Source organism: Patulibacter sp. SYSU D01012, assembly GCF_017916475.1.
Lineage (GTDB): Bacteria > Actinomycetota > Thermoleophilia > Solirubrobacterales > Solirubrobacteraceae > Patulibacter.
Genome location: NZ_JAFMTB010000001.1, coordinates 444,229 through 461,280, shown reverse-complemented (window position 1 = coordinate 461,280; position 17,052 = coordinate 444,229). Strand labels below are relative to the sequence as shown.

Below are 17,052 nucleotides of genomic sequence, written 5' to 3'. Positions count from 1 at the left end.
GACCCCCTCTCGCGACGCATCATCCCCCAGCCACCCATCGGCCCCACGGACCCCGGTGCCCCGCGCGCCGCCCCGCACGGCCACCAGGAAGGACCTCATGGCCCCCACCCGCTCGTCCGGCGCGTCACGCCGGGCCAAGATCGGTGCGACCGTCGGCGCCCTCGGCCTCGTGGCCGCGGCCGGCGGCTACGGCACGTACGCCGCGTTCACCGACACCACGACGCTCGACGGCACCGCCGCCGCCGGCACCGTGCAGATCAACGACCCCGGCGCCGACAGCCGCACCATCACGGTGGCGGGGCTGGTGCCCGGCGACGCGCCGAACACGTGCTTCACCGTCGCGGCGCCGGCCAGCGGCAACACGCAGGACCTGAACGTCGCGCTCGTCGCCACCGACCTGACGCAGGCCAGCACGGCCAACACCGCCCTCGCCGGCGCGCTGACCGTCGGCATCGAGCGCGTGGCCGGCACGGGGGCGACCGGGACGGAGAACGGCGCGAACGGCAGCACCCAGACGCTGACCCGCACGAGCGACTGCCAGGCCGTGCCGGCCGGCAGCGGGACGACGCCCACCAGCAGCCCGCAGACCGTCTCGGGCATCGCCGCCCTGACCGACACGTTCACGCTCGCACCGGGCGCGCGCCAGACGTACCGGGTGACGCTGCGCCTGGGCGCGAACGCCCCGCAGGCCGCCCAGGGCGGCAGCGCCAGCTTCCGCCTGCAGTGGACCGGGTCCGCCGGCGTCGCCGCGACCTGATCCCGCCCCCCGCCGCGTCGGTGCCGTCCGCCCTCCGGCGGCACCGGCGGCGACGCTCGGCCATGCCTCTCGCCCCCGCCACCGTCCTGACCCCCGAGCTGGCCCCCGCGGCGCCCAGCCGGTGGCGGGCCGCCCGTCGTGCCGGCCGCGTCCTCGCGGTGACGGCCCTGGTCGCTCTCGGCCTGCTGCTGGCCGCGTTCAAGCTCTCGGGCTGGCAGGCCCTGACCGTGCTGACCGGCTCGATGCGGCCGACGATCGTGCCCGGCCAGGTGGTGCTCGTCTCGCCGACGCCCGTGGCGGCGGTCCGGCCGGGGCAGATCGTCACCTTCGAGCGCCCGTTCGGTCCCGGCACCGTCACGCACCGGGTGCAGCGCGTCGCGGCCGCGCCCGGCGGCCGGCTGAGCGTCACGACGAAGGGCGACGCCAACCCGGCCCCGGAGACGTGGCAGATCCCGGCCACGGGGACCGTCGGGCGGCTCCGCGCCGTCCTGCCCGACGCGGGCGGCAGCCTGGCGTTGCTCGTGGCGGGCCGCGGCCGCCCGTACTTCGTCGGCGGCGTGACCGCCCTGGCCGCGCTGCTCGTCGTGTGGTTCATCTGGCGCCGCGATCCGCAGCTCGCGGAGCCGGGCGGCGACGAGGAGCCCGGCCGGTGATCCGTCGCCTGCTCGCCCCGCTCGGCGTGGCCGTCGTCGCGCTCGCCGTCGCGGCCGGCGTGGCCCTCGCGGCGTTCCTCGACCGCACCAGCGCCACGGGCACCGCGACGGCGGCGGCCGTCTTCCCGCTCCAGGTCCAGCGCGTGCCGCACGTGCTGGGCGCGGCGTTCTCGGGCACGACGCTCACCGTCGATCCCGGCGCGTGGAGCGGCGCGTCCGCGGCGGCGACCCGCGCCTACCAGTGGTACGCGTGCACGAGCGGCGCCTGCACCCCGGCGGGCGGCGCCGCCACCGGCACCACCTACGCCGTGCCCGCGGGCGCGGAGGGCGCCATCGGCGCGCCCACGCCGACGACCTACGTGGTCCGCGAGACGATCACCGACGGCGGGAGCTCGGCCGTGGCCTTCTCCGTTCCGACGCAGCCGCAGCGGCCCGGCGGCGTGGTGGGCGTGAACGCCCTCGGCGCGTCCGTCGAGGCGCTCCGGCTGCGCAGCGGGACCGACACGATGCCCGCCATCACGTCCACCGGCCCCGTGCGCCTGAACGAGCCGGCGAGCGTGAGCACCGGGACGTGGACCGACCGGCAGGCGCTGCTCCTGCCGCTGCTGACGGCCAGCCAGCCGCTCAGCGGCGCCCCGGCCTACGCGTACCAGTGGCTGCGCTGCGGACCCGCCGGCAGCACGACCCCGCAGACCCTCGGTGCCGCGGGCTGCACGACGATCCCGGGCGCCACGGGCACCACGTACGTGCCGACCGCCTCCGACCTCGGCAGCCGGCTGCGCGTGCGCGTGCAGCGCACGAGCGGCACGCCGGTGCTGACCGGCCTCTCCGCCCTGCTCGGGCTGTCGAGCCTGGTGGCCCAGCCCGCGACCGCCGTCGTCCTGACGCAGACCACGACGCCGGTCGTCTCGTGAGCCGCCGCGTCCTCGCGACCGTCGTGGCGCTTCTCGGGCTGGGCGCGGCCGGCTCCCTCGGCGCCACCTGGGCCGCCGACGACGGCACGCCCCGCCTGGCCCGCGACCTCGACGCGCCCCTGTTCGCCGACGTCGCGCTGCAGCCGGGCGTGCCGGTGGAGCGGTGCACCACCGTGCGGCCGCGGGGGCGCGCGCTCGCCGGCCTGGCGTTCGACGGCGCGGCGTCCGGCGGCCTGGCGCCCGCCGTCCGGCTGCGGCTCGAGCGCGGGACCGGCGCCGCGCCCGGCGCGGGCTGCGCGGGCTTCGTCCCCGAGGAGACGGTCTACGACGGGCGGCTGACGGGCCTGCCCGCCGCGGGGGCGACGCCGTCGCGGCCCGTCGCGATCCCCGACGGCGCCGCGCTCGGCTACCGCGCGACGCTCCAGCTCGGCGACGCGGCCGCGGGCCAGACGCGCTTCGCGCTGCGGCTGACGGGCACGTTCGCCGATCGCCTCGTCGCGGAGTTCGCGGAGCGCGTCGACCCGCCGGCCGCGGTCGCGCCCGGGGCCTGCCGCCAGCGGCGCAGCACCGCGCGCGTCGGCCGGACCGTGCGCCGCGGCGCCCGGACGCTCGAGGTCCGCACGCCGGCGGCGCTGCCGCTGACCGTCGTCCGTCCCCTGCCCGTCTACGTGCGCGCGACGGGCGGGCGGCGCCCGGTCGTCCGCGCGGGGGGCCGCACGCTGCCCCTGCGGCCGTTCGGCGCCGGGCGGTGGCGGACGCACGTGCCGCTCTCCGCGCTCGCCGGCGCCGCGGGCCTGGAGGTCGCCGGTGCCGGTCTGCGCGTGCGCGTCCCGGTGCCGACCGTCGCGTGCCGTGCCCGCCTGCGCGCGTTCGCCCAGCGGGACGGCGCCGTCGTGCTCCGCCTGGACGGCCGGTCGCCCCTTCGCGGCGCGGTCCTCCGACTGACCGGCCCGCTGCGGCGCGCCCGCCCCGTGCTCGTCCGCGTGGCCGGCACGGACGTCCGCGGCCGGCCCTGGCGCCGCACGGGGCGGCCCGGCGCCCGCGGGCTGCCGGTCGTGCGGGTCGCGGCCGGGCGACTGGAGCTGTCCGACCTGCCCGCCGGGACGACGAGCGCCGCGGTGCGGCTGGCCCCGCCGGCCGGTGCCCGCGCGGCCGTCCGACGCGCCGTGTGCCGGGGCCGGCCCGCGCTCGGCGCCACGGTCGCGACCGCGGACGGGACCGGCAACCGCCGCACGGCGCTGCGCCTGGAGGGCGACCGCTGCCGGGGCGCCGCCTGACCCGCCGCCGTGCGCCCGCCCGGAACGACGACGGGCCGCGCGATGCGCGGCCCGTCGGACGGGTGCTGCGGCGGCCGGGCGCCCGGCCGCCGGCTCAGCCGAGGATGCGGTCGATCTCGGCGTTCAGGCGCGGCTTCGGCATCGCGCCGACGATCTGCCCGGCGGGCTGACCGTTCTTGAAGACGATCATCGTCGGGATCGACATGATCCCGTACTTCGCCGCGGTCTGCTGGTTCTCGTCGGTGTTGAGCTTGACGACGCGCACGTCGCCGCGCTCGGCGTCGATCTCCTCCAGCACCGGGCTCACCGCGCGGCACGGCCCGCACCAGGGGGCCCAGAAGTCGACGATCGTAGCCTGGTCGCTCTCGATGACCTCGGCCTGGAAGTTGCTGTCGGTGACGTCAGTCGCCATCTCACTGCTCCTCGTAGGGACCCGCGAACCAGATCCTGCCTGGTCACTATACAAAATGAAGTGACCGCCCTTCAAGCCCGCCGGGCGTGGCGCGCGGTCCACGGGGCGGGCGCGCCGGACGCCCCGGGGACGCGGATCCCCCGGCCGCTCCGGACGGTCCGCCGCAGGCTACCGGCCGGCCGGGTCGGCCGAGCGAGGATCGGTCGCCGCGGCGTCGCCCGCGGGCGTGGGCGCGCCGAGCGGCGGCGCCCAGCCCGAGCGGCGCAGCGCGGGCACCAGCCGCGCGGCCTCGACCGCGATCCGGGCGTGCATCTTCGACGTCCCCGCGGTGCGGTCGCGGAAGACGATCGGCACCTCGACCACGCGGAAGCCCGCCCGCACCGCCCGCCACGTCAGCTCGACCTGGAACGCGTAGCCGACCGAGCGCACCGTCGGCAGGTCGATCGCCCGCAGCGTCTCGGCGCGGAAGCACTTGAACCCGCCGGTCAGGTCCCGCACCGACAGCCCCAGCATCCGCCGCGCGTACCACGACCCCCCGCGCGAGATCACCCGCCGCAGCAGCCCCCAGTCGCTGACGCCGCCCCCCGGCACGTACCGCGAGCCCAGCGCCAGGTCCGCGCCCTCGTGCGTGGCCCCCAGCAGCCGCGCCAGGTCCCGCGGATCGTGCGACAGGTCCGCGTCCATCTCCAGCACGTGCGAGGCGCCGGACCGCAGCGCCAGCCCGAACCCCGCCAGGTACGCCGGCCCCAGCCCGTCGGGACGCTCGCGGTGCAGCACCACCACCTCGTCGGGGTGCGCGGCCGCCAGGCGGTCCGCGATCTCGCCCGTCCCGTCCGGGGACCGGTCGTCCACGATCAGGATCCGGAAGCCGTCCGGGCACGCGGCGGCCAGCACCTCGCGCGAGAGACCGACGACGCGCTCGACGTTCTCCGCCTCGTTGTACGTGGGGATGACGAGCCAGGGAAGCGGGACGGACGCCGTCATGGGAGTCGACACGCTAGACGGTGCGGCCGGGCCGCGGCGCACGCTCAGCGCAGCAGCGCGGGCAGCAGCTGCTCGCGCACGACGGCGTCCACGCGTGCCGGGGCGAAGCGCTCGCGCAGGATGGCGCGCCCGCGCTCGGCGTCGTCGGCCTCGCCGTCGCCGCGCGGCGCGTCGAGGGCCCGGCGGACGGCGGCGGCCAGCGCTGCCGGGTCGTCCGGCCGGTCGACCACCAGGCGCGGCGCGGCCGCGCGGGCGACGGACAGCGCCACGTACGCCCCGGGCGCCGTCGTCGTCACCAGCCGCGTGCCGGCGGCGAGCGCCTCGAGCTGCACGAGCCCGTGGTCCTCGCGCCGCGGCGCGGTGACGAACGCGCGCGAGCGGCCCAGCACGTCGGCGAACACCGCCGGCGACAGCCGTCCGGCGTCCTGCACACCCTCGGGCACGCGGCCCCCCGCGGCCGCGGCGACGGCGCCGGCGGGGGCGCCGCAGACGACGAGCAGCTCGCCGGGGCGCCGCGCCCGGGCCCAGGCGGCCAGCACGCGGTCCAGGCCCTTCTTGTGCGGGTCGGCGGCGTAGGTCACCGCCGCGACGTCGCGGGCCTCCCACGGCAGCGGGGCGGCGGACACGTCGACGGGCGGCGGCACCACGACGGCGCCCGGCCGGGGCAGCGGCACCTCGGCCAGCGCCTCGGCGGACTGCGGGACGAGCAGCGGGCAGCGGGCGAGCAGCAGCCGCTCCCGCGGGCGCTGCCACGCGCCGTGGCGCCCCGGGCGGTTCGCGGCCATCGCGGCGTCCAGCCGGATGGCCCCCGGCCGCGGCCACAGCAGCGCGGCGCCGACGCTGCCGTAGACGATCGCCCGCGGACGGTGACGGCGGATGCCGGCGACGGCCGCGCGGCGGGCGGCGAGCGCCCACGCCAGGTCGGTCAGCGCCATCGTGCGGACGCGCGGCGGCGCGGACGCCCGCACGAGCGCGACGCGCGCCCCCGCGCGTCCCAGCGCTCCCGCCAGCGCGTCGTCGACGGCGCGCAGCCCCGACGTGGAGCCGAGCGAGACGAGGAGGACGTCGGCCGGCAGCTCGCCCGCCGGCCCGCGGCCGCGCGCCACCCTCAGACCCCGGCGGCGCTGCGCTTGTGCTCCGGCCGGTCGCGCCGCAGCCCCGGCAGCCGGACGAGCTTGAGCGGCTCGATCGGGCTGGTCCGCTCGACCTGGAACTCCACGCCGTCGCGCTCCTCGATCGCCTGCACCGCGTGCTCCTGCTTGCGCCACGCGAGCGCCCAGATCAGCAGGAAGCCCGTCGCGACGCCGGCGACCTGCGGCAGCCAGATCGCGGCGACGCCGGACAGGAGCGTGACGAGGAACAGCGGCCACAGGCGGTTGAGCAGCGTGCGGACGGGACGCGGCTCGGGCAGCTCGTTCGCGGCGCGGGCCTCGGCCAGCACCCGGGCGATCTGCGGGTTGGCGGCGTCGCGCCGGCCCGACGCGATGCCGATGCCCGTGGCGACGAGCCACCAGATCGCCGAGACGACCGCCGGGCCGGCGTCGCCGTTCACCTGCGCGTGCGCCACGACCAGCAGGCCCAGGACGGTGGCCGACGCGCCCGAGAGCAGCACGGTCGCGTGGAGCAGCTGGCGGAAGCTCACGGTGCCACCAGCGCCGCCAGCAGGTCGCGCACGCCGTCGGGACCCGGGACGCTCGCGTCCGCGGCCTCGGCCACCGCGGCGGGCGACTCGTCGTCCGTCGCGGCCAGGCAGACCGCGTGGGTCAGCGTGCCCGCGTCGCGCAGCTCCCGCAGCGCGCGGAAGCCGTCGACGTCGGTGCGGTCGTCGCCGGCGAACAGGCCGGCGTCCAGGCCGGCGTCGCCGAGCAGCCAGCGCACGGCGACGCCCTTGTCGAAGGCGACCGGTGGCCGCAGCTCCAGCACCATGCGGCCGCGGTGCAGGGCCAGGCCGGCCTCCTCCGCGCGCGCGCCGAGCGCCGCGACGACCGCGTCCGCCTCGTCCTCGTCGGTGGCCCCGCGCCAGTGCAGCGCCTGGATCGGCCCCTTGTCCTCGAGCCGCACCCCGAGCTCGCGCGCCCGCTCGCTGCCGGCCAGCAGGCCCTCGGCGACCTCGCGCACGCGCGGCTCCCACGCCGCCACCTCGGGCCGCACGTCGGGCTCGGTGGCGCCGCGGCGCAGCGCCTCCGTGCCGTGGTTGCCGACGTACTCCAGCCCGTCCAGGCCCACGATCCGCCGCGCCTCGACCGCCCGGCGGCCGGTCACGCACGCGACGAGCGCGAAGCGGCCGGCGAGGGCGCGCAGGACCTCGCGCGTGGGCTCGGGGACCGCGGTCTCGGACGCGTGCCGGGTGATGGGTGCGAGCGTCCCGTCGACGTCGAGCAGGATCGCGGAGCGGTCCGGCGCGGCGCGCAGCGGAGCGACGAGGTCGGCCAGGCGATCGTCGATCACGGCTCCCTAGTATGCGGCACGTGGAGCGCCGCCGGACCGCGACGATCGCCGGGATCGGCACCGCGGCCGGCCTCTTCAGCGGGCTGTTCGGGGTGGGCGGCGGGGTCGTGATGGTCCCGCTGATGCTCCTCCTGCTGCGCCTGGACGAGCGGCGCGCGACGTCCGCGTCGCTCGGCGCGATCGTCCTGATCGCCGGCGCCGCGACCCTCACGCAGGGCGCGTTCGGCCAGGTGCACCTGCTCGAGGGCGTGCTCGTCGGCCTGCCCGCGCTGCTCGGCGTGCTGCTCGGCACGGCGCTGCAGCAGCGGATCCCGGCGCGCCGCGTGTCGCTCGTCTTCGGCGTGCTGCTCGTGGCCGTCGCGGTGACGATGGTCGTCGGCAGCGGCGGGGAGGAGGCCCGGCAGGTCACGCGCGACGCCGGCCACGTCGCCCTCGGCGCGGCGTTCGGCCTGGCGGCGGGGGTCGTCTCGGGCCTGCTCGGCGTCGGCGGCGGCACGCTGTTCGTCCCCGGCCTGGTCTACGTCCTGGGCCTGGCGCACGTCGAGGCGGAGGCGACGTCGCTGCTGGCGATGATCCCGGTGTCGCTGCTCGGCGCGTGGCGGCAGGACCGCTACGGCAACCTCGACCGGCGGCTGGCCGTCACCCTGGGGCTGCTCGCGATCCCCGGCGCGCTGGTGGGCGTCGTCCTGGCGAACGTGCTGCCCGTGCGGGTGCTGCAGGTCGGCTTCGCCCTGCTGCTCGTGTTCGTGGCGCAGCGGCTCGTGCGCCGCGGCCTCGGCCGGGCCTGACCCCGGCGGCTAGGGTGGGCGGCGTGGACGCCGTCCTCTACACGGAGCACCCGCTGCTCGACGCGATCCTCGTCGAGCACGCCGACCACGCGCGCGGCGACGCCGCGGGCTGGGCGGCGTACCGCCACCACGCGCTGCGCACGCTGAGCTACGCCGTCGCGCTCGCCCCGGGCGACGCCGAGCACGTGGACCGCCTGGCGGTGGCCGCCGCGTTCCACGACCTGGACGTCTTCTCCACCCTGGACTACCTGGGGCCGTCGATCGCGGCGGCGACGGACTGGCTGCGCCGCACGGGCCGCGAGGCGTGGACGGACGAGGTCGCCCGGACCATCGCCTTCCACCACCGCCCGCTGCCGTACCGCGGGCCGCACGCCCGCAGCGTCGAGGCGCTGCGCCGCGCGGACTGGAACGAGATCCTGCTCGGGACGGCGTCGTTCGGCGTGCCGCGCGAGCTGATGCGGCGCGCGCGCCGCGAGCTGCCGATCGGACCGTTCCTGACGCGCACGATCCCGCGGGCCGCGCTGCGCTGGGCCGTGCGGCGCCCGCGGCCGGTGCCGCCGAACTTCCGCGGGCGGCGCGCCCTGCGCGGCGGCTCCGACGGCCGCGGCTAGCCGTTCCCGAGCCCGTGCTCGAGCGCGTCCTTGACGGTCGCGTCGAGCGCGTTGAGCCGGTGCAGGGTGACGGCCTCGGCCGTGCGGAAGCGTCCGCCGGCGCGCTCGGGGCCGTGGTGGGTCAGCACGCAGTGCGCCAGGTGCGACCAGCGCGTCTCGTCCAGGCCCGCGCGGCGCGCCGGCTCGGCGATGATCCGCAGGCCCAGCTCGACGTGGCCGAGCAGCTCGCCGCGCTCCGTCCGGCCGAACTCGGCGCCGTACGTGAACTCGCGGGTGCGGCCCAGGTCGTGGACCAGGCAGGCGGTCAGCAGCAGGTCGCGGTTGAGGCCCGGATGGTGCACGCAGGTCTCCATCGCCAGCGCCCCGACGGCGACGGTGTGCTCGAGCAGCCCGCCCAGGTACGCGTGGTGGCCGGCGATCGTGCACGGCGCGCGGCGCAGGTCGCGTCGCAGCGCCTCGTCGGCGAGCAGCTCGCGCAGCAGGCCCCCGAAGCGCTCGTCGCCGACCTCGCCGGCCATCCCTTCCAGGAAGCCCTCCAGCTCGTCCAGGTCGCGGTACGCGGACGGCAGGAACTGCGCGGGGTCGACCTCGGCCGGGTCCAGCCGGCGGACGGCGGTCAGCTCGGCGACCAGGTCGTCGCGGTAGCGGTCGACCGAGCCGCTGACCTGGATCACGTCGCCGCGCTCGAACTGGCCCTCCCAGCGGTCGACGTCCTTGAAGATGCGGGCCGGCATCGTCCCCGTCCGGTCGCGCAGGTCGAGGGCCAGGAACGGCCCGGAGCGCCCGGTCATCCGGTCCTTGCGGACGCAGGCGAAGGCGCCGGCGATCCGGTCGCCGGCCCCCAGGGCGGCGACGGTGGGCTCGGACGCGGGTGGCACTGGACGCATTGTGTACCGTGGACCGGATGATCCCCCTCCGATGGGACGACCGCCCGGTCGGGCTGCGCGACCCCGCGCTGGTGTGCGCGTTCACCGGGTGGACGGACGCGGGGGATTCTGCGAGCTCGGCCGTCGGCGTCATCTCGCGCCGCCTCGACGCCCAGCGCTGCGCGACGGTCGATCCCGAGCTCTTGTACACGATGCAGTCCTACCGCCCGCACATCGCGGTCGAGGACGGCGTCGCCAGCGGCCTGGAGTGGCCGACGGTCGAGCTGCGCGCGGCGGTCGTGCCGTCCGCGGGCCGCGACCTGATCCTGGTGACGGGGCCCGAGCCCGCGATGCGCTGGCGCTCCCTGAGCGAGACGCTCGTCGAGACGGCCAAGAGCCTGGGCGCGCGCGTCGTCGTGACGCTGGGCGGCCTGCTGTCCGACGTGCCGCACACGCGGCCCGTGCCGATCACCGCGATCGCGACGGACACCGGGCTCGTCGAGCCGCTCGGGGCGATGCTGCCGGACTACGAGGGCCCGACCGGCCTGACGGGCGTCGTCCACGTCGAGGCGCAGAAGCAGGGCCTGGACGCCGTGACGCTGCTGGCGCACGTGCCGCACTACGTCGCGGGGGTGCCGAGCCCGAAGGCGACGCTGGCGCTCGTCGAGGCCGTCGAGCGGCTGACCGCGGTGCCGATCCCCACCGCCCGCCTGCGCGCGGCGTCCGAGCGCTACGAGCAGCAGGTGACGGAGGCCGTCGAGCGCGACCCCGAGCGGCGCGAGCTGCTCGAGCGGCTGGAGCAGATGGCCGACCTGCGCGACGTCATCGGCGACGAGGACGGCGACGACGAGCTGACCGAGGCCGCCGCCGAGGGCCAGATCCAGCTGAACATGGGCGAGCTGCCGTCGGGCGACGTGATCGCCGACGACTTCCTGGAGTACCTGCGCGCGCACGAGCAGCCCGAGGACGACGGCGAGGACCACGAGGACGAGCGGCCCGGCGACGGCCCGCCGTTCTAGCCCGCCGCCGCGCGCAACCTCCGAACGACGCGAAGCGCCCCGCCGGGAGCCCGGCGGGGCGCTCGTGCTTCAGGGGCGGTCCGGGGATCAGGCCGTCGGCGTGGCGTCCCACTCCAGGTCGCTCGCGGCGCTCTTGCCCTGGTCGGCGTTCGGCGCCGAGGAGGCCAGCGACACGGTGACGCGGTAGGTGCGGGCCTCGCCGGCGGCGAACGAGCCGAGCGTCTTCTTGCCCAGGCCGCCCAGGTCGCCCGTGTAGACGGCCTTCGGCGCCGAGGCGACCGTCACGTCCTCCACCTTCAGGGACAGGCTGCCGGCGGTGAAGGCGTTCTGCGCGTTCGTCTCGGCGAGGGTGAAGTCGCCGGCCAGGCTGCCGGTGTTCTTGATCGTGACCTCGCCGGTCTTCGTGTCGCCGGGCTTGAGGTTCGCGCCCGTGACGACCGCGGCGCCGTCCTTGGAGTTGCTCTGCAGGAGGGTGCCCGAGGTGAAGGTGTTGGCGGCGTTGGCGGTCTTCGAGGTGAACGTCGCGCCGGAGCCGACGGCCACGCCCGCGGCGGCGAGGACCATCGTCAGGGTGGCGATCAGGCGGCGGGGGTGACGGAGCAGGGCGGTCAGCATGGGGATGAGTCCTTGGTGCGGGGTGACGGAGGAGTCCGGCGCCGGGGTGGCTTCCCGGCCATGGATGGAGCTTCCGACACCGCCGTCGCAGGCCCCGGTCGGCTCCGTCTCGGGTCCGTATCGACGTTTCGCAACGCAACGACCCCGCGTTCGGGACGCTGCTGCCCGCCGCGCGACGAGGGCCGCTCGCCCGGCGCACCCCCCGGCGCCACGCCCGCTCTGGGCCCGATCCCGGGCCGCGGCCTAGGTCTCGGCCGCCGGGCAGGTCAGCTGGTAGTCGCACATCGCGCACGTCTCGTACGCGGGCGTCGGCTCGAAGTCCTGCGCCAGGATCGCGCCGCCGACGCGCTCGACGACCTCGGTGATGCGCGAGCGCTCGCTGCCCTCGGCGTCGAGCGGGGTCTTCACGTCGTCCAGCACGTAGTGGTACGCCTGGCGCGGCGCCTCCAGCCCCCACGCGTCGACGGCCGCGACGGCGTAGAGCTGCAGCTGGACGTCGTCGCGCAGCTGCTCGGGCGTGCGCGGGCGCCCCGTCTTGTAGTCGACGAGCTCGTACGTGCCGTCCGGGTGGCGGTCCACCCGGTCCACGCGGCCGCGCAGGGTGTGGTCGCCCAGGCGGAACTCGAAGCCGCGCTCGAGCCACACGGTCTCGGAGTCCTCGGCCATCGTCCGCGCGTGGTACCGCGCCATCGCGTCCTGCGCGCGGGTCCACAGCCGTGCCTCGTCCGCCACGCCGGTCAGGCCCGAGCGCCGCCAGCTCTGCGTCAACAGCTCCTGCAGCTCGCCCAGCTCGGTGCCGCCGCGGCCGTGCCAGCGCTCGAGGACCTGGTGGACGACGATGCCGAACCGCTGCGCCACCGTCGGCTGCTGCGGGATGCGCAGCACGCGGCCGAACTTGTAGCGCAGCGGACACGAGCCGTACGTGAAGAGGTCGCCCGCGGACAGCACCACGCCGTCGCCGCGCAGGGGCAGGAACGGCTCGAGCGACGGCTCGGCGCGCCCGGCGCGGCGCTGCGCCGTCTGGTCGGCGGCGGCGAGGATCTCGTCGTCGAGCGTGCTCGAGAGCAGCAGCTCCTTCTGCTGCGCCGTCGCCGCCTGCCGGATCGCGGCGTCGATCGCCGGCAGCGCGGCGGCGACCTCCTGGCCGTCGGGGCGGTTGATGAGGGCGGCGACCTTCATCAGCTCGAGGTAGCGCGTGACCCCGTGCGCGACGTCCAGGTCGGTGTCCATCCGCAGGTCGCCCAGGCGCGCGCCGATCGTCGCGACGTCCCGCAGCAGGGCCTCGCGCAGCGTGCGGAACGTCGCGTGGAGGGTGTCGTCGGGACCGAACAGCCGCTCCTCGAACTCCTCCCACGCCCCGCCGACCGCGCGCCGCGCGTCGTCGACGAGCGGCGACGGCTCGCGCGCCGCGCCGCTCGTGGCCTGCGCCGGGTAGGCCAGGACCACGCCCTGGCGCGCGCGGGTCATCGCGACGGCCAGCATCCGCCGCGCCTCGTCCGTGGCGATCCGGCGCTCGGGGTCCGGCTCGGGCCGCTCGGGGTCGGGCGCCGGCAGCGCGTCGGCGCCGAGCAGCTCGTCGGGGAGCGGGTCGACGAGCCGGCGCCCGGCCCAGGCGCCGACCGCGCCGATGCGGCTGGACTGCAGGCCCAGGACGAAGACGTGGTCCAGCTCGAGCTCCGCCGCCGCGCCCAGGGGAAGGACCCGCACCGCCCCGCCGACCACGCCGGGCTCCAGGTCGCCCGTGTCGCGGCCGTCCGCGAGCGCGTCGCCGTCGGGGTCGTCCGAGCCGGCGGCGAACGGCACGGCCTCGACCTTGCCCTCGGGGTCGCCGCCGGCCTCGGCCAGGGTGATCATCCAGCGGGCGAAGTCGCGCGCGGTGGCCTGCGGCGCGATGCGGACGTAGCGCTCGGCGAGCTGGCCGACGCGGGCCAGGTCGCGCAGCCGCTCGACGACGTCGCCGCTCGCGCCGAACAGCTGCTGGCGGCGCAGGCCCAGGTGCTCGACGAGCCGGTGGACGAACTGGTCGGGCGGCGTGACGTCGAGCGCCCTCGTCGCCGACCGGTACAGCCGGACGAAGGACGCCACGCGGTCGCGCGCCTCGGGCGCCATCTGCGGGGACTCCGTCGACGCCGCGAGCGCGCCGACCAGGTCCATGCGGCGCCGGCGGGCCAGCTGCAGGCAGCGTGCCAGGTCGGCCGGGCGCAGCGCGATCGGCGGCCGGGCCAGCGCGCGCGAGACCGCCGGGGCGTCGGAGGGATCGACGAGCAGGCGCAGCCACGCGAGGACGTCGCGCACCTCGACCCGCTCGAGGAACGCGCCCGCGCCGCCCAGCCGCGCGGGCAGCGCGCGCTCCTCGAGCGCCGCCATCACCGGGCCGCCCTCGCGGCGCACGGACTGCACCAGCACGGCGATCCGCTCGGGCCGGGCGCCGTCGCGGACGAGCCGCTCGACCTCGCCCGCCACGGCCTGCGCCTGGGCGCGCTCGTTCGCCGCCCGCCAGAAGCGCACGCTGCCGCCGGACGGCGCGTGCCAGGCGTGCGGCAGGCGGTCGCGGACGGGCTCGACGACGCCCTCGGCGGCGCGCAGCACCTGCTCGGGGCTGCGCCAGGAGCGCTCCAGGGTGACCGTCGCCAGGTCGGGGTGGGCCTGCGCGAGCTCGCGCAGGTTGCGCGAGCCGGCGGCCCGGACGCGGCGCGTCGCCTGGTCGTCGTCCCCGGCCGCCGTCAGGCCGGTGCCGGCCCGCACCATCGCGCGCAGCACCCGCATCCCGGCGGTCGGGACGTCCTGCACGTCGTCCACGAGCAGCCGCCCGACGGCGGACGCGACGCGGCTGCGGACGCTCTCGCCCACCCCGCCGGGCTCCTCGTCCTCGAGCAGGCGGACGAGGTGCAGCATCAGGTCGCCGTGGTCGATCAGCCCGCGCTCGCGCAGCACGCGGTCGTGCAGGCGCAGCAGCGCGGCGAACTCGCGCTCGCGCAGCGCCCGCGGGTCGGCGTCCGGCAGCGCGGCGGCCCACGCCGACAGGGCGGCCGCGTCGACGAGCGACTCCTTCAGCCGGTCCACGCGCGCCACCGCGGCCGCCAGCAGCGGGATCGGCGCCGGCCCGCCGTCGTGGTGGCGCAGGGCCAGCCCCTCGCGGTGCTCGAGCAGCAGCGCCACGCGCTCCGTGCGGGTGGCGGGCACGACGAAGGGGTCGACGCCGGCCTCGGGCGCGACGTCGCGCAGCAGCCGGTGGCACAGGTCGGGGAGCGTGGTGACGACGACGTCGGCCGCGGCCGGGCCCAGCCGCTCGGCCAGGCGGCGGCGCGTGCGGGCCACGGCCGCCGGGGTGGCGACGAGCAGGGCGATGCGGGCCGGGTCGACGCCCGCCGCGGTCGCCAGCCACGCGGCCCGGGCGGCGAGGGCCACGCTCTTGCCCGTGCCCGCGGCGCCGCGGACCAGCAGGGGCGCGGCGGCCGGCACGGACCCGTCGTGCGGCCCGCCGGCGAACGGGTAGGGGCCCACGGAGCCGCCGTGCGTGGCGGCGCGCACCTGCGCGTCCGAGAGTCCGTCGAGCGGTTCCATCCCCGCCATCTAGGATAGGTCGCCGATGCCTTCTGCCCCGCAGCCCGCCGCCGAGACGTGGATCGCCGCGTTCAACCGGGCTGCCGACGCCGTCCGGGACCACCTGGCGGGCGTCACCGGCACCGCCGACCGCCTGGAGGAGACGGGCTCCCGCGGCGAGGGCGGCGACCGCACGCTGGTCCTGGACCAGGAGGCCGAGGACCTGATCTTCGCCGAGCTGGACCGTCTGCACGAGCAGGGCGCGCGCTTCACGGCGCTGTCCGAGGAGCGCGGGACCGTCGACTTCGGCTCGCCGGACGCGCTCGTCGTCATCGACCCGATCGACGGCTCGATGAACGCCAAGCGCGGCATGCCGCACCACGCCGTCTCCATCGCCGTCGCCGAGGGCGAGGACGTCGCCACGCGCGGGACGATGGCCGACGTGACGTGCGGCCTCGTCGCCGATCTGCGCCCGGACGAGCGCTGGACGGCGATCCGCGGCGCCGGCGCATGGCTCGACGGCCACCCGCTGCGCGCGGGCGAGGAGCGCGTGACGGACCAGGACCGCCTGGAGCTCGTCGCGATCGAGTCCGCCGACCCACGCCACCTGGCCGCGTCGGGCGAGGCGCTCGCCGCCCACGTGCACCGCATCCGGGCGATGGGGGCGATCGCCGTCTCGCTCTGCCAGGTCGCCGCCGGCCGCGTGGACGGCATGGCGTCGCTCTGGCGCTGCCGTGCGGTCGACGCCGCCGCGGGCCAGCTCGTGGTGCGCGAGGCCGGGGGCGCCGTGGCGTTCGGCGGCTGCGACGACGCCCTCTCCTTCCCGCTCGACCTGCACCCGCACGGTCCCGTCGTCGCGGCGCGCACGCCCGCGGGCCTGGAGCGGGTCGCCACGCTCCCGCACGGCTAGGCCCGCCGGAGGGCGCCGCTCGCGACGCGCTCGGTCGGCGCGGCCGCGGCGGGTCAGAGGCTGATCGCGGCGTCGATCGCCAGCACGACGGTCCACGCCGTGGCCGTCGCCGTCAGCGCCTGCGTGCGGTCCGCGTCGCCGACGAGCAGGACCGTGCCCATCAGCAGGCCGCAGCCGAGCGCCCACGCCGCGGCGTGCTTGAGCCAGCCGCGGCGCTCGAGGCGCTTCTTCAGCGCCGGGTCCTTCGGCTTGCCGGGCGGCTTCGGGCCGCCCGCGAAGCGGTAGGCGACGCGGGCGTCGGCCCAGGCGATCATCGAGTGGCCGAAGACGACGCTGACCCCCAGGTAGACGGCGGCGAGCGCGTGGGCGCCCGTCGCGGTGCCGCCCTGCGAGACGTCCCACGCGACGAGCCCCAGCAGCGTCAGGTCGACGAGCGGCGTGCACGCGAGCACGACGAGGCCGAGGCGCCGCTGACCGGCGAGGTAGCGCAGGCCGAGCCCCAGGGCGATGAGCACCCAGAAGGCGATCTCGGCGGCGACGATGGCGATGACCACGAGCGTTCTCCTGTTTCAGCACGGGTGTGCGGAATACCGAGGATCCAACCTAGCACGGCTGTGCGAAAATGCGCGGGTGCCCAAGGTCGTCGACCACGAGGAACGCCGCCGGCTCGTCGCCGAGGCCGTCTGGCGGATCGCCCGCACGGACGGCCTGGAGGCGGCGTCCGTCCGCAACGTCGCCGCCGAGGCCGGGCTGTCGCCGGGCGCCATGCGCCACTACTTCGACGGCCAGGCGGACCTGCAGCGGTCGGCGATGGAGACGCTGCTCGCCCGCGTCCAGGAGCGCGTCGCGGCCCTGGACACCGAGGGGCCGCCGGTCGAGGCGACGGCGCGCATCCTGCTCGAGCTGCTGCCCCTCGACGACGAGCGCCAGGCCGAGGCCGAGATCTGGTTCGCCTTCACCGCCGGCGCGCGCCGCGATCCGGGGCTGCGCGCCCTGGCGGACGGCGCGGCGGACGAGATGCGGGCCTTCGTGGCGGGGATCGTCGGGGTGCTGCTGGGGCCCGACGCGCCGGCGGACGCGGTGGAGACGGAGACCGCGCGGCTGCACGCCCTCGTCGACGGGCTGGCGCTGCACGCGGTCCAGCGCCCGGGGGCGGTGCCGCCCGCGCGGATGCGGGCCGCCGTCGAGCGGCACCTGGCCGAGCTCGCCGGCCGCGCCTGACCCCGTCCCGGGCGCCCGCGGTCCGGCGGAGCCC

The 17,052-nt window shown here is 77.6% G+C and carries 18 protein-coding genes; 9 read left to right on the top strand and 9 right to left on the bottom strand.

Features of this window, described 5'->3' with window-relative positions; translation table 11 throughout:
• Positions 1-97 precede the first annotated feature (97 nt).
• The 4 genes from J3P29_RS02005 (at position 98) to J3P29_RS01990 (ending at position 3,601) form a co-directional block, all read left to right on the top strand.
• Positions 98-757 (top strand): TasA family protein, encoded by a 660-nt coding sequence (locus tag J3P29_RS02005; RefSeq protein WP_210491337.1) that lies wholly within the window; start codon positions 98-100, stop codon positions 755-757.
• Between the two features lie 62 nt (positions 758-819).
• Positions 820-1,410, top strand: coding sequence for a signal peptidase I (locus J3P29_RS02000; RefSeq protein ID WP_210491335.1), 591 nt, complete (start codon positions 820-822; stop codon positions 1,408-1,410).
• On the top strand, positions 1,407-2,324 hold the full coding sequence (locus J3P29_RS01995; RefSeq protein ID WP_210491334.1) for a hypothetical protein: 918 nt from the start codon (positions 1,407-1,409) through the stop codon (positions 2,322-2,324). The genes J3P29_RS02000 and J3P29_RS01995 overlap by 4 nt, the downstream gene beginning before the upstream one ends.
• A complete protein-coding gene (locus tag J3P29_RS01990) occupies positions 2,321-3,601 on the top strand; it encodes a hypothetical protein (protein WP_210491333.1) in 1,281 nt (426 codons plus the stop codon). The genes J3P29_RS01995 and J3P29_RS01990 overlap by 4 nt, the downstream gene beginning before the upstream one ends.
• A 94-nt stretch (positions 3,602-3,695) precedes the next feature.
• Here J3P29_RS01990 and trxA read toward each other — a convergent pair whose 3' ends face one another.
• From trxA to otsB, 5 genes are all read right to left on the bottom strand, one after another.
• The gene (gene trxA, locus J3P29_RS01985) at positions 3,696-4,013 is read right to left on the bottom strand and encodes a thioredoxin (RefSeq protein WP_210491332.1); all 318 of its coding nucleotides are present in this window, start codon (positions 4,011-4,013) and stop codon (positions 3,696-3,698) included.
• Between the two features lie 168 nt (positions 4,014-4,181).
• Positions 4,182-4,997, bottom strand: a complete 816-nt coding sequence (locus tag J3P29_RS01980; RefSeq protein ID WP_210491331.1) for a polyprenol monophosphomannose synthase — start codon at positions 4,995-4,997, stop codon at positions 4,182-4,184.
• Positions 4,998-5,041: 44 nt separating this feature from the next.
• Positions 5,042-6,103: a glycosyltransferase gene (locus J3P29_RS01975; protein WP_210491330.1), complete on the bottom strand. Its 1,062-nt coding sequence runs from the start codon at positions 6,101-6,103 to the stop codon at positions 5,042-5,044.
• A 2-nt stretch (positions 6,104-6,105) separates the two neighbouring features.
• Entirely contained in the window at positions 6,106-6,639 is a 534-nt protein-coding gene (locus J3P29_RS01970) for a hypothetical protein (RefSeq protein WP_210491329.1), read from the bottom strand.
• Positions 6,636-7,445 carry a trehalose-phosphatase gene (gene otsB / locus J3P29_RS01965; RefSeq protein ID WP_210491328.1) on the bottom strand — a complete coding sequence of 270 codons (810 nt, stop codon included), beginning with the start codon at positions 7,443-7,445 and terminating at the stop codon, positions 6,636-6,638. Before otsB ends, J3P29_RS01970 begins: the two co-directional genes overlap by 4 nt.
• A gap of 20 nt (positions 7,446-7,465) precedes the next feature.
• Here otsB and J3P29_RS01960 point away from each other — a divergent pair, with 20 nt between their 5' ends.
• Both J3P29_RS01960 and J3P29_RS01955 read left to right on the top strand, forming a co-directional pair.
• Positions 7,466-8,233: a sulfite exporter TauE/SafE family protein gene (locus J3P29_RS01960; protein ID WP_349239746.1), complete on the top strand. Its 768-nt coding sequence runs from the start codon at positions 7,466-7,468 to the stop codon at positions 8,231-8,233.
• Between the two features lie 23 nt (positions 8,234-8,256).
• Positions 8,257-8,844, top strand: coding sequence for an HD domain-containing protein (locus tag J3P29_RS01955; RefSeq protein WP_210491325.1), 588 nt, complete (start codon positions 8,257-8,259; stop codon positions 8,842-8,844).
• On the opposite strand, the gene J3P29_RS01950 is transcribed toward J3P29_RS01955, so the two are convergent.
• Positions 8,841-9,731, bottom strand: coding sequence for an HD domain-containing protein (locus tag J3P29_RS01950; RefSeq protein ID WP_246851396.1), 891 nt, complete (start codon positions 9,729-9,731; stop codon positions 8,841-8,843). The two genes, J3P29_RS01955 and J3P29_RS01950, sit on opposite strands and share 4 nt — an antisense overlap.
• Positions 9,732-9,748: 17 nt before the next feature.
• On the opposite strand from J3P29_RS01950, the gene J3P29_RS01945 reads away from it, so the two are divergent.
• On the top strand, positions 9,749-10,729 hold the full coding sequence (locus J3P29_RS01945; protein WP_210491323.1) for a PAC2 family protein: 981 nt from the start codon (positions 9,749-9,751) through the stop codon (positions 10,727-10,729).
• Positions 10,730-10,816: 87 nt separating this feature from the next.
• Here J3P29_RS01945 and J3P29_RS01940 read toward each other — a convergent pair whose 3' ends face one another.
• Both J3P29_RS01940 and J3P29_RS01935 read right to left on the bottom strand, forming a co-directional pair.
• A complete protein-coding gene (locus tag J3P29_RS01940) occupies positions 10,817-11,344 on the bottom strand; it encodes a TasA family protein (protein ID WP_210491322.1) in 528 nt (175 codons plus the stop codon).
• Between the two features lie 243 nt (positions 11,345-11,587).
• A complete protein-coding gene (locus J3P29_RS01935) occupies positions 11,588-14,908 on the bottom strand; it encodes an ATP-dependent DNA helicase (protein WP_210491321.1) in 3,321 nt (1,106 codons plus the stop codon).
• 25 nt (positions 14,909-14,933) lie between these two features.
• Between J3P29_RS01935 and J3P29_RS01930 the strand changes: the two genes are divergently transcribed.
• On the top strand, positions 14,934-15,797 hold the full coding sequence (locus J3P29_RS01930; RefSeq protein WP_210491320.1) for an inositol monophosphatase family protein: 864 nt from the start codon (positions 14,934-14,936) through the stop codon (positions 15,795-15,797).
• Between the two features lie 53 nt (positions 15,798-15,850).
• Here the strand turns inward: J3P29_RS01930 and J3P29_RS01925 are convergent, their stop codons facing one another.
• Positions 15,851-16,351, bottom strand: coding sequence for a hypothetical protein (locus J3P29_RS01925; protein ID WP_210491318.1), 501 nt, complete (start codon positions 16,349-16,351; stop codon positions 15,851-15,853).
• Positions 16,352-16,427: 76 nt separating this feature from the next.
• On the opposite strand from J3P29_RS01925, the gene J3P29_RS01920 reads away from it, so the two are divergent.
• On the top strand, positions 16,428-17,018 hold the full coding sequence (locus J3P29_RS01920; RefSeq protein WP_210491317.1) for a TetR family transcriptional regulator C-terminal domain-containing protein: 591 nt from the start codon (positions 16,428-16,430) through the stop codon (positions 17,016-17,018).
• The last annotated feature ends 34 nt before the right edge of the window (positions 17,019-17,052 follow it).

Bases quoted from the DNA above. Each gene is read 5' to 3' on its own strand.
- trxA (WP_210491332.1), bottom strand. From the start codon at position 4,013: ATGGCGACTGACGTCACCGACAGCAACTTCCAGGCCGAGGTCATCGAG.
- J3P29_RS01935 (WP_210491321.1), bottom strand. From the start codon at position 14,908: ATGGAACCGCTCGACGGACTCTCGGACGCGCAGGTGCGCGCCGCCACG.
- J3P29_RS01950 (WP_246851396.1), bottom strand. From the start codon at position 9,731: ATGCGTCCAGTGCCACCCGCGTCCGAGCCCACCGTCGCCGCCCTGGGG.
- J3P29_RS01980 (WP_210491331.1), bottom strand. From the start codon at position 4,997: ATGACGGCGTCCGTCCCGCTTCCCTGGCTCGTCATCCCCACGTACAAC.
- J3P29_RS01945 (WP_210491323.1), top strand. From the start codon at position 9,749: ATGATCCCCCTCCGATGGGACGACCGCCCGGTCGGGCTGCGCGACCCC.
- J3P29_RS01930 (WP_210491320.1), top strand. From the start codon at position 14,934: ATGCCTTCTGCCCCGCAGCCCGCCGCCGAGACGTGGATCGCCGCGTTC.
- J3P29_RS02005 (WP_210491337.1), top strand. From the start codon at position 98: ATGGCCCCCACCCGCTCGTCCGGCGCGTCACGCCGGGCCAAGATCGGT.
- J3P29_RS01940 (WP_210491322.1), bottom strand. From the start codon at position 11,344: ATGCTGACCGCCCTGCTCCGTCACCCCCGCCGCCTGATCGCCACCCTG.
- J3P29_RS02000 (WP_210491335.1), top strand. From the start codon at position 820: ATGCCTCTCGCCCCCGCCACCGTCCTGACCCCCGAGCTGGCCCCCGCG.